Source organism: Mesobacillus maritimus (assembly GCF_023715205.1).
Lineage (GTDB): Bacteria > Bacillota > Bacilli > Bacillales > Cytobacillaceae > Mesobacillus_B > Mesobacillus_B maritimus_C.
Map to the genome: position 1 here is coordinate 262,819 of NZ_JAMBNR010000006.1, position 14,996 is coordinate 277,814.

The 14,996-nt window shown below is 38.2% G+C and carries 14 protein-coding genes; 10 read left to right on the forward strand and 4 right to left on the reverse strand.

Going from position 1 to position 14,996, the window contains the following annotated elements; translation table 11 throughout:
* Positions 1 to 2 precede the first annotated feature (2 nt).
* The 5 genes from ccpC (at position 3) to M3182_RS11020 (ending at position 4,686) form a co-directional block, all read left to right on the forward strand.
* On the forward strand, positions 3 to 881 hold the full coding sequence (ccpC, locus tag M3182_RS11000) for a transcriptional regulator CcpC (RefSeq protein WP_285867758.1): 879 nt from the start codon (positions 3 to 5) through the stop codon (positions 879 to 881).
* A 78-nt stretch (positions 882 to 959) separates the two neighbouring features.
* The gene (dapD, locus tag M3182_RS11005) at positions 960 to 1,670 is read left to right on the forward strand and encodes a 2,3,4,5-tetrahydropyridine-2,6-dicarboxylate N-acetyltransferase (protein WP_251425549.1); all 711 of its coding nucleotides are present in this window, start codon (positions 960 to 962) and stop codon (positions 1,668 to 1,670) included.
* A gap of 29 nt (positions 1,671 to 1,699) precedes the next feature.
* The gene (locus M3182_RS11010) at positions 1,700 to 2,866 is read left to right on the forward strand and encodes an N-acetyldiaminopimelate deacetylase (RefSeq protein WP_432806701.1); all 1,167 of its coding nucleotides are present in this window, start codon (positions 1,700 to 1,702) and stop codon (positions 2,864 to 2,866) included.
* A gap of 161 nt (positions 2,867 to 3,027) precedes the next feature.
* On the forward strand, positions 3,028 to 3,945 hold the full coding sequence (locus tag M3182_RS11015) for a DUF4349 domain-containing protein (RefSeq protein ID WP_251558101.1): 918 nt from the start codon (positions 3,028 to 3,030) through the stop codon (positions 3,943 to 3,945).
* Positions 3,946 to 4,029: 84 nt separating this feature from the next.
* Entirely contained in the window at positions 4,030 to 4,686 is a 657-nt protein-coding gene (locus M3182_RS11020; RefSeq protein WP_251425555.1) for a potassium channel family protein, read from the forward strand.
* Positions 4,687 to 4,763: 77 nt separating this feature from the next.
* Here the strand turns inward: M3182_RS11020 and rnjA are convergent, their stop codons facing one another.
* The 4 genes from rnjA to M3182_RS11040 all read right to left on the reverse strand — a co-directional run bounded on the left by rnjA (position 4,764) and on the right by M3182_RS11040 (position 8,545).
* Positions 4,764 to 6,431 (reverse strand): ribonuclease J1, encoded by a 1,668-nt coding sequence (gene rnjA, locus M3182_RS11025; RefSeq protein WP_251425557.1) that lies wholly within the window; start codon positions 6,429 to 6,431, stop codon positions 4,764 to 4,766.
* Positions 6,432 to 6,434: 3 nt separating this feature from the next.
* A complete protein-coding gene (locus M3182_RS11030) occupies positions 6,435 to 6,647 on the reverse strand; it encodes a DNA-dependent RNA polymerase subunit epsilon (protein WP_251425559.1) in 213 nt (70 codons plus the stop codon).
* A gap of 658 nt (positions 6,648 to 7,305) precedes the next feature.
* Positions 7,306 to 7,860: a peptide deformylase gene (gene def, locus M3182_RS11035; RefSeq protein ID WP_251558103.1), complete on the reverse strand. Its 555-nt coding sequence runs from the start codon at positions 7,858 to 7,860 to the stop codon at positions 7,306 to 7,308.
* 556 nt (positions 7,861 to 8,416) lie between these two features.
* Positions 8,417 to 8,545, reverse strand: a complete 129-nt coding sequence (locus M3182_RS11040) for a YjcZ family sporulation protein (protein ID WP_251425563.1) — start codon at positions 8,543 to 8,545, stop codon at positions 8,417 to 8,419.
* A 207-nt stretch (positions 8,546 to 8,752) separates the two neighbouring features.
* Here M3182_RS11040 and M3182_RS11045 point away from each other — a divergent pair, with 207 nt between their 5' ends.
* The 5 genes from M3182_RS11045 to lpdA all read left to right on the forward strand — a co-directional run bounded on the left by M3182_RS11045 (position 8,753) and on the right by lpdA (position 14,841).
* Entirely contained in the window at positions 8,753 to 9,421 is a 669-nt protein-coding gene (locus M3182_RS11045) for a YkyA family protein (RefSeq protein ID WP_251558105.1), read from the forward strand.
* A 530-nt stretch (positions 9,422 to 9,951) separates the two neighbouring features.
* Entirely contained in the window at positions 9,952 to 11,070 is a 1,119-nt protein-coding gene (gene pdhA, locus M3182_RS11050) for a pyruvate dehydrogenase (acetyl-transferring) E1 component subunit alpha (RefSeq protein WP_251425568.1), read from the forward strand.
* A gap of 3 nt (positions 11,071 to 11,073) precedes the next feature.
* On the forward strand, positions 11,074 to 12,051 hold the full coding sequence (locus tag M3182_RS11055; RefSeq protein WP_251558106.1) for an alpha-ketoacid dehydrogenase subunit beta: 978 nt from the start codon (positions 11,074 to 11,076) through the stop codon (positions 12,049 to 12,051).
* An 80-nt stretch (positions 12,052 to 12,131) separates the two neighbouring features.
* On the forward strand, positions 12,132 to 13,427 hold the full coding sequence (locus M3182_RS11060) for a dihydrolipoamide acetyltransferase family protein (RefSeq protein WP_251558109.1): 1,296 nt from the start codon (positions 12,132 to 12,134) through the stop codon (positions 13,425 to 13,427).
* Between the two features lie 4 nt (positions 13,428 to 13,431).
* The gene (gene lpdA, locus M3182_RS11065) at positions 13,432 to 14,841 is read left to right on the forward strand and encodes a dihydrolipoyl dehydrogenase (protein WP_251425574.1); all 1,410 of its coding nucleotides are present in this window, start codon (positions 13,432 to 13,434) and stop codon (positions 14,839 to 14,841) included.
* The last annotated feature ends 155 nt before the right edge of the window (positions 14,842 to 14,996 follow it).

Genomic DNA, 14,996 nt, shown 5'->3' on the forward strand with positions numbered 1-14,996 from the left:
ATTTGTCGTCACTTTCAGAATTTTATCTTTTATCTGTACTTGCGCAAGAAATGAATATGAGAAAAGCTGCGGAACGCTTATTTGTTTCACAACCGGCCTTATCACAACGACTTCAGACAATCGAAAAGGACTGGGGTTCAAAACTTTTCATACGATCGCAAAAGGGGTTAGCTTTAACTCCAGCAGGCGAACTGGTTGTTCAATATGCGAATGAAGTGCTTGCAAAAGAAGAAAAGGTTAGAGAAGCGATTTCGGCACTAGATTCTGAAGTATATGGTACTTTGAAGATTGCTGTTGCTTCGATTGTCGGCCAAAATTGGCTTCCCCAAGTCTTAAAGAAATTTGTAAAGAAACATCCACAAGCGAAGATTTCATTAATTACTGGTTGGAGCAGCGAGATTTCGAAAGCTCTTTATGAAGATCAAGCACATATTGGAATTATTCGTGGTACCCCTGATTGGAAAGGGGTAAAAATGCATTTGTTTAATGATGGCTTAAATTTAGTGGATACAGAAATTACCAAAGCAGAACAAGTACTCGAAACTGACCGCCCATTTATCCAGTTTAAGAGTGATTCGAATTATTATCAGGAGATCCAAGAATGGTGGCTAAAGAACTTTCAGACTGCTCCTAAGCGTACAATTATCGTGGACCAAATTGAAACGTGTAAGCAAATGACATTCAATGGCATTGGGTATGCGATTCTTCCAGAAATCACCCTACAAGGAGCAGAAGAAACCCTTTCGAAAATTCCACTGCTAGATGAAAATGGTATACAGTTGAAACGGGATACTTGGTTAATTGGATACGAATCTGCTTTCCAATTAAATCAGGTTCAAGCTTTTATTGAAGTAATTAGAGAGCATTTAGAAGATTTATAATCTAATTCTTGTGTTCCACTCTTATGTTTGGTAATGTATTTTTATGTAAAAACACATCATACTTTGGAGGGAATGCTTTTGAAACAAATGGATGCAAATGAAATTATTTCTTTTATTCAAAACAGTAAAAAATCGACACCTGTAAAGGTTTATATAAAAGGCGATTTAGATGGCTTGGATTTTGGAGCAAACTCCAAAGTTTTTATTACGGGCAAAACAGGTGTTGTGTTTGGAGAGTGGGCTGAAATAAACTCAGTTCTAGAAGCAAACCAGGCGAAAATTGAAGATTATGTAATAGAAAATGACCGCCGAAATTCTGCGATTCCTCTACTAGACATGAAAAATATCAAAGCACGAATCGAGCCAGGTGCAATCATTCGTGATCAAGTTGAAATTGGGGATAATGTAGTTATTATGATGGGAGCTTCCATTAATATCGGATCTGTTATTGGTGATGGAACGATGATTGATATGAATGTTGTTCTTGGTGGACGAGCTACAGTAGGGAAGAACTGTCATATCGGAGCAGGAACTGTGTTGGCAGGGGTCATTGAGCCACCGTCTGCTAAACCGGTTGTTGTAGAAGACGATGTTGTGATTGGGGCCAATGCGGTCGTTCTTGAAGGTGTTACAGTTGGAAAGGGAGCAGTTGTTGCTGCAGGAGCAATTGTTATTGATGATGTTCCTCCTTATACGGTAGTGGCTGGTACACCTGCACGTGTAATTAAAGAAATTGATGAAAAGACAAAATCAAAAACAGAAATTAAACAAGAGCTTCGTCAACTATAAAAGAAACATCTAACTATTTGAAAGCGTGGATGATATCCGCGCTTTCTTCCTATCTAAAAAGGAGGTGTACGGACTTGGAAGTATATAAGCAAGTTAGAAGGGATCTTCATAGGATTCCTGAGCTAGGATTTCAAGAATACAAAACGCAAAGCTATTTATTAAACTATTTAAAGAGTCTCCCGCAAGAACGGCTTGAAATAAAAACGTGGAGAACAGGGATATTAGTGAAGATAAATGGTCAGTCTCCAAAGAAGGTAATTGGCTATCGTGCTGATATGGATGGTCTGCCGATTACTGAAGAAACGGGATATGAGTTTAAATCTGAACATGAAGGACAAATGCATGCATGTGGTCATGACTTTCATATGACAATTGCATTAGGCTTGATCACTCATTTTGCTTCACATCCAATTAATGATGACTTACTGTTTATTTTTCAGCCAGCCGAGGAAGGTCCTGGTGGTGCGGAGCCTATGTTGCAAAGTGATGTTTTAACAGAATGGAAGCCTGATATGGTGGTAGCATTACATATTGCCCCGGAGTACCCAGTAGGAACCGTTGCGACAAGAGAAGGGTTATTATTTGCGAATACATCCGAACTGTTTATTGATCTAAAAGGAAAGGGTGGCCACGCGGCTTATCCTCATAACACAAATGATATGATTGTTGCGGCCTGTAATCTTGTTACTCAGCTCCAATCCATTGTGTCACGAAATGTTGATCCCCTTGATAGTGCGGTTGTAACTGTTGGAAAGATAACCGGAGGAACTGTACAGAATATTATTGCTGAAACCGCTAGAATTGAAGGAACAATACGGACTCTTTCGCCAGAATCAATGGCGAATGTAAAGAAGCGATTACTAGCTTTAGTTAAAGGGATAGAAGTTGGCTATGAATGTGAAACGAAGGTTGACTTTGGAGCGATGTATCACCAAGTGTATAATGAATTCAAATTAACTAGAGAATTTATGACCTTTGCTGACCAACACCCAGGAATTCATATGGTTGAATGTACAGAGGCGATGACAGGTGAGGATTTTGGTTATATGTTGAAAGAAATTCCTGGTTTCATGTTTTGGCTAGGTGTTGGCTCAGAATATGGTTTGCACCATGCGAAACTTAAGCCCGATGAACGTGCTATTTCCACTGCGATAGAACTACTAACAAATTACATTACATTTAAAGGGAATGGATAAATTTCTTTATTGATGAAAGCTGACCTAATTATTTTTGGTCGGCTTTCACTTGTTTTAACGGCTTTCAAAAAGAGGTTTTATGGAAATTTGCATAAAAAGTAGCGACTGTAACTTTTAGGAAAAGCATCTCGTCCTATTTGTATAGAGAGGGGGCTTGCTTCATGAAAACAAAACAGTTACTGCTTTTCCTGTTATTAATTGCTAGTGTAGTATCAGCCTGCAGCAATCAAGGGGAGAATCAAAGCTATTCTACTAAAAATGAAGATAGCGGTGTTGAGGAAAAACACGTTTCGTTAAGTATGGATAATAAGGCTTCTGAGGCTAACAAAGTTGAAGAACAATTATCCAAAGAAGAAAGGCAAACTAGTGACTCGAAACAGATTTCTAACAGTCGGATGGTCATTCATAACGCGGATCTTGAATTAAAGGTGAAAAATTACTCAAAAACACAAGAGGCACTTGAATCAAAAGCAATAGAATATGGAGGCTATTTAGTAGAGTCTTCTACCAGTCACTTTAATCAGGACCAATTATCCGGTAGAATGACCTTCAGAATCCCTGAAGAAAAGTTCTTTCCATTCTTAAATGATATTGAGAGTGCAGCAGCTAAAGTAATAAATAGGCATGTAACTGGCCAGGATGTCACGGAAGAATATGTTGACTTGGAGTCTAGGCTACGCTCAAAGCAAGCTGTAGAAAAACGGTTAATGGAATTCATGAAGAATGCCAAAGAAACAGAGGATTTACTAAAAATTTCTTCGGACCTAGCAAAAGTTCAAGAGGAAATTGAGCAACTGATGGGCAGAATGCACTATTTGGAGAATCAGACAGCATTTTCAACGGTTTCAATTGGTATGGAGGAAACTGAAATTGAAATTCCGAGTTTTGAGAATCAAGACTTAAACACATGGCAAAAGGTAAAAAAGCAATTTGTACTCAATATAAATTGGCTACAGTCTTTTCTGTCAGCGTGTGTTGTATTTATATTAGGTAACCTTCCGGTGATAATTCTTATAGGAGGGATTTTAGCAGGAAGCTTCCTCTTCATTAGAAGACAAAAACAAAGAAAAAAAGATTAGATGGCTTTGTTTGTGCATTTCAATCATAAGAAATAGAAATTATGCTAAAATATAAAAGAAACTAGAGCGTTTAGGGGGAGCAAGATGAAAAAGGAATTCGCTGTTATTGGGCTTGGTCGTTTTGGAGGGAGTATTTGTGAAGAGCTTGCAGAATTAGGGATGCCTGTTCTAGCTATTGATCATAAAGAAGAACGAGTCAGTAAATTCGCTTCGATTGCTTCCCATGCCGTTTGTGCTGATACGACGGAAGAGAAGGTTTTAAAAGAGCTTGGAATTCGTAACTTTGACCACGTTATTGTAGCAATTGGGGATGACATTCAGGCAAGTATTTTAACAACGCTCATCCTAAAGGAATTAGGAGTTAACAAAATTACTGTAAAAGCTCAGGATGATTACCATGAGAAAGTATTGCGGAAAATAGGTGCAGACTTTATTGTTCACCCTGAACGAGATATGGGGAGAAGAATTGCCCATAATATGGTATCGAACAATGTCCTTGATTATTTAGAACTTTCTGATGAACATAGTATTGCTGAAGTAGTCGCAAGTCACAAGCTAAGTGGCCATTCGATCATTGATTTAGATATTAGAGCTAAGTATGGGATCAACATCGTTGCGATTAAAAGAGGAAATGACATTCTCGTTTCCCCGCAGGCAAGTGAAATGATCCATCAAGGAGATATTCTCATTATTATTGGTGCTGATACGGATATAAATCGTTTTGAAAAGAAGGCGCTGTAAATAAAAAACAATGAAGACGCGTGGACTCCGGGCGCCTTCATTGTTTTTTTTCGTTCTATATTTTCTTTTGATTAATTTTAAACTTCCATTATGATTGGTAAAATCATTGGTCGACGTTTCGTCTTTTCGTAAAGGAATGGAGCAAGTGTATCTGTGATTTCGTTTTTAATCTCTGACCACTGACTTGTTTTGCGCTCCATCACTTTATTTAGATGTTTAGAGATTAGATTTTGCGCATCATTGATAAGGTCGCCGGATTCTCTCATGTAAACAAAACCACGGGAAATTAAATCAGGTCCTGCTGCTATTTTAAAGTCTTTCATGTTAATGCTTACGACTACAACTACAAGCCCTTCTTCAGAAAGAATTCGTCGGTCTCTTAAAACGATGTTCCCGATATCACCGATTCCGCTTCCGTCAATGTAAACAGATCCAGATGGAATTTTCCCAGCCACTTGTGCTTCGTTTTCGCTTAGTGCAAGAACTTCACCATTGTCCATGATAAAGCAATTTTCTTCTGGTACCCCGCAATCAACAGCAAGTTTTGCGTGCATCTTTTGCATTCTAAATTCACCATGAATTGGCATAAAGAATTTAGGACGAATAAGGCGAAGCATTAACTTTTGCTCTTCTTGTCCTCCGTGTCCAGAAGTATGAATATCACTAAGCTTATGGTGGATAACCTCTGCACCAGCTCGTGATAACATATTTATGGTGCGATTTACACTAAGTGTGTTACCAGGAATAGGTGAGGAAGAAAAAACAACTGTATCTCCTGGATTAATCTGAATCTGACGGTGAGTTCCATTTGCGATTCTAGATAATGCAGCCATTGGCTCTCCCTGGCTTCCGGTACAAAGGATGGTTACTTTATTTGCAGGAAGTCGATTGATTTGCTGTGGCTCAATAAATGTATCTTTAGGTGCACTTATATAGCCAAGGTCCTGACCAATTGAAATAGCTGCCTCCATGCTTCGACCGAACACGGCAATTTTTCGACCGTTGGCTACCGCTGCTTCGGTAACTTGTTGTAAACGGTGAATATTTGATGCGAAAGTAGCAAATATAACTCGTCCGTCAACTTTTCGGAAAATTTCATGAATAGTATCCCCTACACGACTTTCAGACATCGTGAAGTTTGGGACTTCAGCATTCGTACTATCAGAAAGAAGGCATAGAACACCTTCTTTACCTATTTCGGCCATTTTAGTTAGGTTTGCTGGTTCACCAACCGGTGTAAAATCAAATTTAAAGTCCCCAGTGTGAACAATTTGTCCTGGTGGTGTTTTAATGACAATTCCATAGGAATCCGGGATACTATGGGTAGTACGGAAGAAGGTAACAGATGTTTTTCTGAATTTAATGATATCGTCTTCTTTGATTTCAATGAATTTCGTTTGTCTCAGTAATCCGTGCTCTTCAAGTTTGTTTCGAATTAATCCAATAGCTAATTTTCCAGCATATATTGGTACATTAATTTGTTTTAGTAGGTACGGGATACCGCCTATATGGTCTTCGTGTCCATGAGTGACAAAGAGGCCTTTAATTTTGTCTTCATTTCGAACAAGATAAGTATAATCCGGAATAACGTAGTCGATCCCTAGCAGTTCATCTTCAGGAAATTTAATCCCAGCATCAATTAGGATTATTTCATCTTGGAATTGAACGGCATAGGTGTTTTTTCCGATTTCGCCCAGACCTCCGAGGGCAAAAACGGCAGTTTGGTCATTTTTAACAAATTTCATAAATTACTCAATCTCCAATACTTCAAAATATTCTTTCTGGCGTTCATATTCAAGATACTCCCCTTCAACTAGTTGAATATGTTCAATATTAAAAGGGCGATCAGAAAGCTTTTTTCTCACTTCTCTTTCAGATGTTGCTTCTACATACATTGTCTGAGTATTTTCTCTTACAGGCATTTCTGTGACTTTTTCTTGATAATAAACTTTATAAATCATTAAACTCTCTCTCCTTATAAGTGACTTTTTCTATTATATAAAAAATTTCTTTATATTTCATTGTTTTCAAGAGGCTCTTTTCTCATACTGTGCTGCTTGTGCTAATGGGTTGTATGGTTTGTTTTTTACAGCAGGAGCGACTTAGAGGGTTAAAAATTGCTAAAACACTTTACGGTCAATTTTTTATAAGAAACAGCTTTCATAAAAGTTTTAACCAATTTCCGTATTTTTCCGCTTTTATCAATTTACAATAAGCAAGGAGCCCTTCGCAAGTTTGAAGGGCTCAAAAGTTTACGCGATAGTTTTTTTACGAAGCAAATCTTTCCATTGTTTTAAAAGCTTTCTTTTCAGCTTCTTTAACATGGCAGATCATCTCCTTATTATTATTTTATCCTATCCTTGTCCAAAGGGAAAGAAGCAGAAAAAAGTTTCTTTTTGAAGAAAGATGTAAATATACCCAAAATATATAGAGTTAGACACGGTTTCTAATGAGTATATTATGTGTAAGATTGTCTAATTTTTTCATGGAGATAAATGGAAAGTAAACAAATGGAGATAAAGGAAGGGATTGTGAAGCTATCTAAGACCTTTAAAAGTAAGAAAAAGCTAAAAATCAACCTACAGTATTTGAAAGGAAGTAGGTTTGATTCTTAGCTATTTAACCATTAATTGCGGTGCCATCTTCTATATCTGCAAATGGATTATCCTTATTGATGTGATCATAAAACATAACGCCATTTAAATGGTCGATTTCATGCTGAAACACAATAGCAGGAAGACCTTTTAAGCGTAATTTAACTTCTTTACCGTCAAGGTCAGTGGCTTTGACAGTAATTCTCGCATATCTTGGCACATAACCGGGGATGGCTTCATCAACTGAAAGACATCCCTCACCTGTTGCCAGATAAGAGCGTTCAATCGAATGACTTATTATTTTTGGATTTAATAACCCACAGCTATATAGTTTGCCTTTTTCATCTTGGACATGCACTGCAATCATTCTTTTTGAAATATTAATTTGTGGAGCAGCTAAACCGATTCCTGGGCGTAGACCGTATTTTTTTGCGATCTCGGGGTTCTGGCTGTTAATTACGAACTCTAACATTTGCGTTAAGGTCTTTTTATCCTCATCTGATGCAGGTACAGGTACCTCTTCAGCTACCTTGCGCAATGAAGGGTGTCCGTCACGAACAATGTCATCCATTGTTAACATCTGTTGGTTCACCTCTTATGACAATTTTTACTTTATGTATCATAGTCTATCAAATGTATAAAAAAAAGTTAATTTATTTTGAGGATAAGAAAAAAGGAAGGGTGTAGGAACTTAACGAGTTCTTAAGTCAAAATGAGACCACATTTATTGATATAATGCCATTTGGGTTAAAGTAATCAATAAGTTGTATAGTGAAATGTGCCCCAAGTTGCAGGGAAAAATGGCTATGTTGCACCCCACAATTGTTCCCTCAAATTATTGATATGCATTTTATCTTAAAAAATTTAATAATTAGCGAAGTTTTTCCGGTTAGACTGAAGAATTGGGTTCTGGTTCTGGGAATATAAGCGGAGATCTTTCGCTTAACCAAAGCAAAATACATATTTTTACGTTTTTTGAGTAAATAAGCGAAATCCTTCCGGCTATTTATGCTATTTTCAGTGTTATTTCGTAAATAAGAGAAATCTCTCCGCTTAATAGGCTAACCCCGATAGGCATAAGTCACCCCTGAAGCGCCTTATGCCTGTCGGAGTTGAACGAGCCGTTTCCGCTTTTATTATTTCCAGCAGGCGCAGCCTACGATGATTAGTAGGATGAATAGGACGACAATTAACGCGAATCCTCTACCGAAACCGTACCCTGCTACTGGGTAACCATATCCACAACCATAACCATATCCAAACATTCTGCAAACCTCCTTTAAATTTCCCCTTTGTCTATGGGGGGGTATAATAACCTATGAAAATCACCCAAAAGTGTATAGGCTATAGCCTATAGGAAGATAATTCCATAATAAGTGGGTGAAATAACTACTATCGTTCTGGTATTTTCTTGTCGGATTGTGTTGAGGATAAAAAATCGCTATAGTGGTGTTAATTAAAGGAGGTTGTCCATGCCGAAGTACCAATACATATCTCTGATTGTTTTATTATTGATGGGGTCCTTTGCTCTTTCGGGTTGCCTAAATCGCACGACACCTGCTGAGGAAATGTTTGAAACGCTTGAAAGGGTTGTTCAAATTGAACAGAATTTTGAGGAGCAACAAGCTCCGTTGTTAGAATTGGAAAAGCAAGAAAAAGACATATACGAAAAGATTATTGAACTAAATATGCAGGACTATGACGAAGTCGTTCGATTAGCGGATCAAGCAATTGTAATTACTGAAAAAAGAAAAGAACATATTGAACGAGAGCATGAAAGTATGCAGGAATCAAGAGAAGCGTTTAACGAAGTAAATGCTATTATTGAAAAATTGGAGGATAAAGGGCTACAAAAACAAGCTGAGGAACTCTATGATTTAATGCAGCAACGATATGTTATTCATGACAAACTTTATAAGCATTATTCTGAAGGGCTTGAAAGCGACAAAGAATTATACAATCTTTTTAAAAAAGAAGATTTAACAATTGAAAAATTAGGCGAACAAATTAATAAAGTAAATGAATCCTACGAGAAAGTACTTGATGCAAACCAAGAATTCAATGATGTAACCGACAAATACAATCAAAAAAAGTTGGACTTTTATAAAGCTGCTGATTTAAATGTTCAAGTAAATGAATAGGGATGATTGCTTTTGTAAGAGAATATTAAATGGAACAGTACGGCCACCTATGTGTGCCGTATTTGTTTTATTGAAAAAATGTTGTCGCGTATTATCACTCATAATTCCAAGAGATGTTATGGAACAGGTGGGCTATTTTTATAATACAGATTTTATTTTATAACGATATTAATCATTTAAAAAAGAATTTAAAAAGTGAAACCTAGTATTTGACGGATTCTTTTCGTAGTTGTAAACTGATAATCGTTAACGTTATTGTATTATACAGTTTGTAAAAAACTGTTAGTACAGATTTTTTATTCACAAGAGTGTTTTTAGAACCTTAGACTGTGGGAAAACTACATAAGGTGCAAACGATCGGTGAGAGGAAGGATAGAAAGAAAAGTGTTCTGTTATTTTTCAGTTGCCGTTCACAACATTTAACCGATACGTGAAAAACATTAAACCCAAGAGAGAAATTCCAATACTTTTGGGCACTCTATTATGGATAATAATTAAATTGTGTTTAAGAAAGGAAGAGGTGACGATAGATGGCATCGAATACAAAAATTACACCAGCTGATTCAGTTAACAAGCTTCAAACTATCGAGGATCAATTTGAAACTCTGCAAATCCTTAATGAAGAGGGCGAAGTTGTAAACGAAGCAGCTATGCCAGATCTTTCGGATGAGCAATTGCAAGAATTAATGCGAAGAATGGTGTATACAAGAATTCTTGATCAACGTTCTATTTCTTTAAACCGTCAAGGTCGTTTAGGCTTCTATGCGCCAACAGCTGGACAAGAAGCATCACAATTAGCTACACAGTTTGCTTTAGAACAAGAAGATTTCATTTTACCAGGGTATCGTGATGTTCCACAAATCGTTTGGCATGGTCTACCTTTAGCTCAAGCTTTCTTGTGGTCAAGAGGGCATTTTGAAGGAATGAAGATTCCTGAGGGAGTAAACGTTCTTCATCCGCAAATTATCATCGGTGCACAATATGTGCAAACAGCGGGTGTAGCTCTAGGAATGAAAAAACGTGGAACGAAAGCAGTTGCGATTACCTATACAGGAGACGGTGGTACTTCTCAAGGTGATTTCTATGAAGGAATTAACTTTGCAGGTGCATACAAAGCTCCAGCGATTTTTGTCGTTCAAAATAATCAGTTCGCCATCTCTACTCCAGTAGAAAAACAAACTGCTGCTAAGACTTTAGCTCAAAAAGCAGTCGCAGCTGGTATTCCTGGAATCCAAGTTGATGGAATGGATCCACTAGCGGTTTATGCAGCAACTCGTAATGCGCGTGAACGTGCTGTTAACGGAGAGGGACCAACTCTGATTGAAACATTAACTTACCGTTATGGTCCACATACAATGGCTGGTGACGATCCAACACGCTATCGTACAGCAGATCTTGATAATGAATGGGAAAAGAAAGATCCACTAGTTCGTTTCCGTAAATTCCTTGAAGGCAAGGGTCTTTGGAATGAAGAAAAAGAAAACGAAGTAATCGAACAAGCTAAAGAAGACATTAAAGAAGCAATTAAACAAGCGGATGGTGCACCTAAACAAAAGGTAACTGATCTAATGTCTATTATGTATGAAGAAGAAATGCCACAAAACTTAAAAGAGCAATATGAAATTTACAAAGCGAAGGAGTCGAAGTAAGCCATGGCGCAAATGACAATGATTCAAGCAATTACTGATGCGATGCGTTCAGAATTGTCTAATGACCCGAATGTATTAGTATTCGGTGAGGACGTGGGCGTAAATGGCGGCGTATTCCGTGCGACTGAAGGCCTTCAAAAAGAATTCGGCGAAGACCGTGTATTTGATACTCCACTTGCAGAATCAGGTATTGGTGGTTTAGCAGTAGGACTTGCTTTACAAGGTTACCGTCCGGTACCAGAAATCCAATTCTTTGGATTTGTATTCGAAGTTATGGACTCTATTGCAGGACAATTAGCTCGCATGCGTTATCGTTCTGGAGGAAGCTATACAGCACCGGTTACAATTCGTTCACCATTTGGTGGAGGCGTACACACTCCAGACATGCATGCAGACAGCTTAGAGGGTCTTATGGCTCAAACACCAGGAGTAAAGGTTGTTATCCCTTCAACTCCTTATGATGCAAAAGGTCTTTTAATTTCATCGATTCGTGATAACGATACAGTTGTGTTCCTAGAGCATATGAAGTTATATCGTTCATTCCGTCAAGAAGTTCCTGAGGAAGCATATACAATTCCTCTTGGTAAAGCAGATGTAAAACGCGAAGGATCAGATATCTCTATTATTACGTACGGAGCAATGGTTCATGAATCTCTAAAAGCAGCTGAAGAGCTTGAAAAAGAAGGTTACTCAGCTGAAGTTATTGATTTACGTACAGTTAGTCCACTAGATATTGAAACAATTATTGCATCAGTTGAAAAAACTGGACGTGCAATTGTTGTTCAAGAAGCACAAAAGCAAGCAGGTGTTGCAGCAAATGTAGTAGCTGAAATCAACGACCGTGCAATTCTTAGTCTAGAAGCACCTGTATTACGTGTGGCAGCCCCTGATACTGTATTCCCATTCCCTCAAGCGGAAACTGTATGGTTGCCTAATTATAAAGATGTAATCGAAACTGCTAAAAAGGTATTAACTTACTAACATGAAACGAGGGGAAAAGCCGTACCTTTCCCCTTGTACAACATAAAAAAGCAGAAATTCTGCATAGGAGGCTGAATTTAGTGTCATTCCAATTTAAAATGCCTGACATCGGTGAAGGAATTCATGAAGGTGAAATCGTAAAGTGGTTTGTAAAGCCAGGAGATAAAGTTCAAGAAGACGATGTGCTTTGTGAAATTCAAAACGATAAGGCAGTAGTAGAAATCCCTTCCCCTGTTGAAGGAACTGTCGAAGAAGTATTAGTTGAAGAAGGAACTGTTGCAACTGTTGGACAAGTTCTTGTTACTTTTGATGCACCAGGTTATGAAAACCTACAATTTAAAGGCGATGAAGGTGACGCAGCTCCTGCACAAGAAGAAAAACCAGCAGCCGAGGCAAATACAGACACTGCGTCTACTGAAGCTCCTGCACAGGAAGAAGCTGAAGTGGATCCAAACCGTCGCGTGATTGCAATGCCATCTGTAAGAAAATATGCACGTGAAAAAGGCATTGATATCCGTCAAGTTAACGGAACAGGTAAAAATGGTCGAGTTCTTAAAGAAGATATTGATAACTTCCAAACTGGTGGAACAACTGCTACAGCACCTGCTGCACAAGCAGAAACTCCTGCTGTTGAAGAGAAAGCACCAGCAGCTGCAGCAATTCCACAAGGCGAATATCCAGAAACTCGCGAAAAAATGAGCGGAATTCGTAAGGCAATTGCCAAAGCTATGGTAAACTCTAAACATACGGCACCACATGTAACGTTAATGGATGAGATTGATGTAACTAAGCTTGTTACTCACCGCAAAAAGTTCAAAGAAGTGGCTGCGCAAAAAGGTATCAAGTTAACATTCCTTCCATATGTGGTTAAGGCGTTAACAAGTGCATTGCGTGAATACCCAGCACTTAATACATCACTTGATGATGCTACAAATGAGATTGTTCATAAGCACTATTATAATATTGGAATTGCTGCCGATACTGAAAAAGGTTTACTTGTACCAGTTGTAAAAGATGCAGATCGAAAATCTGTTTTTACAATTTCTGATGAAATCAATCAGTTGGCCGTTAAAGCTCGTGATGGTAAACTAGCTCCGGATGAAATGAAAGGTGCATCTTGCACAATCAGTAACATTGGTTCTGCCGGTGGACAATGGTTTACTCCAGTTATTAACCATCCTGAAGTTGCGATTCTTGGTATTGGTCGTATTGCTGAGAAGCCAATCGTAAAAGATGGTGAAATTGTTGCTGCTCCAGTTCTAGCTTTATCTTTAAGCTTTGACCACCGCATGATTGACGGTGCAACAGCTCAAAATGCAATGAATCATATTAAGCGTTTATTGAACGATCCAGAATTATTGCTAATGGAGGCGTAAGAAAATGGTAGTTGGAGATTTCCCGATTGAAACAGATACTATAGTAATTGGTGCAGGACCTGGTGGTTATGTAGCAGCAATTCGTGCTGCCCAATTGGGTCAAAAAGTTACAATTGTTGAAAAAAATACTGTTGGTGGAGTTTGCTTAAATGTTGGCTGTATTCCATCAAAAGCATTAATCACAGCGGGTCATCGTTATGAACATGCACAGCATTCAGAGAACTTTGGAGTAATTGCTGAAAATGTTCGCTTAGATTTCTCTAAGGTACAAGCTTTTAAAGAAGGCGTTGTGAAAAAGCTTACAGGTGGAGTAGCAGGTCTATTAAAAGGCAATAAAGTTGATATCGCATACGGTGAAGCTTATTTTGTTGATGCAAACACACTTAAAGTGATGGATGATAAATCATCACAAACTTACACATTTAAAAATGCGATTATTGCTACTGGTTCTCGCCCAATTGAATTACCAGCATTTAAATACTCAAAGCGTGTGTTGGATTCAACTGGTGCTCTTAACCTCCAAGAAGTTCCTGAAAAACTCGTTGTTATTGGCGGCGGAGTTATTGGTCTTGAACTTGGTGGGGCTTATGCTAGCTTCGGATCTCAAGTAACAATTCTTGAAGGTGCAGATGATATCCTGCTAGGATTTGAAAAGCAAATGACACAACCAGTTAAGAAAAAACTGAAAAGCAAAGGTGCTGAGATTGTTACAAAAGCCCTTGCTAAAGGTGTCGTAGAGACTGAAAATGGCGTGACAGTAACGTATGAAGTAAAAGGTGAAGAAAAAACCATCGATGCTGATTACCTATTTGTCATGGTCGGTCGTCGTCCAAATACAGACGAACTTGGCTTAGAACAAGTTGGAGTTAAAATGTCTGACCGTGGATTAATCGAGATTGACAAACAGTGCCGTACAAATGTAAGCAATATTTATGCAATTGGTGATATTGTTGCGGGTCCACAACTGGCTCATAAAGCATCTTATGAAGCAAAAATTGCGGCTGAAGCTATCTCCGGACATCCATCTGAAATTGACTATCTTGGCATTCCTGCTGTTGTATTCTCTGATCCAGAATTGGCTTCTGTTGGATACACTGAGGCTTCTGCAAAAGAAGAAGGAATCGATGTTATCGCTGCTAAATTCCCATTTGCAGCTAATGGCCGTGCGCTTTCTTTAGATGAGGCAGATGGCTTTATGAAACTCATTACTCGTAAAGATGATGGTTTAGTAATTGGAGCACAAATTGCTGGTGCTGGAGCTTCTGATATGATTTCAGAGCTTGGTCTTGCAATTGAATCAGGCATGACTGCAGAAGATCTTGCGATGACGATTCATGCTCATCCAACTCTTGGAGAAATCACAATGGAAACTGCAGAAGTTGCATTAGGTAACCCAATCCACATTATTAAATAATCTAGTAAAAATCCCTTCCGTGAATAGCGAGGGCACTGAAAAAGTCTAATTTTTATTAAAGGCAGTTGAAAGTTCAATCTAATGAACTTTCAACTGCCTTTTTACTTTATAATATTGTTATCAAATGTATGTAGGTGGTATCCAAGTGATTTCAA